Here is a 579-nt window from a genome sequence, read left to right on the forward strand (position 1 = left end):
GCGTTGATAACATTATGCGCCATGCTCCGCGGAACGTAAAAAAACCAAAACATTCACGCGCAGCTTTCAGCGAAGAACAGAAAAAACGTTACACTTGAAGTGCGTAACAAAAGCTGCGAGACGCTGCGGCTTGTTTCCGACAAGTCGTCGGTAAAGGCAGGAGCGTACAACTCGCTTTTGGTGCAGAAAGATACGCGCAGAAAAGGCTTTGGCATTTCCGTGCCGCCTATAACGATTCCAGCTGGGGGCTACCATTTGTAAAGGATTTTGGGCAGACAACGCGCTCTCTTGGGACGGCAAGAAGGGCAAATGGAAAACGGGGGCGTGGGTTTCGAAAGACGCGAGCACGTTTGTCTTTGCCTACCGGAAAGCGGACGAAAAGGGCGAAATCGTTATCAAGCCGGAGTGGGAAAAGTCTGAAAAATGGGAAAGCAGTCAGCCACGTCCGTCGTTGCCAAGAAGCTGGCAGAGAAAAAAGAACAGCAAGTGGGCATTAAAACTATATTTCGCAGAATAGTGCGTTTCGCAGCGTGGTGTTTTGCATTACGAGTGCGATTGGGGCGGTTGCGCTTGTCACGG

1 protein-coding gene is annotated in these 579 nt (G+C 50.6%); it reads left to right on the forward strand.

What is annotated here, in order from left to right:
• Positions 1-99: 99 nt before the first annotated feature.
• A complete protein-coding gene (locus AWU74_RS12025) occupies positions 100-261 on the forward strand; it encodes a hypothetical protein (RefSeq protein WP_187150936.1) in 162 nt (53 codons plus the stop codon).
• Positions 262-579: the final 318 nt, after the last annotated feature.

Source organism: Treponema endosymbiont of Eucomonympha sp., assembly GCF_001028545.1.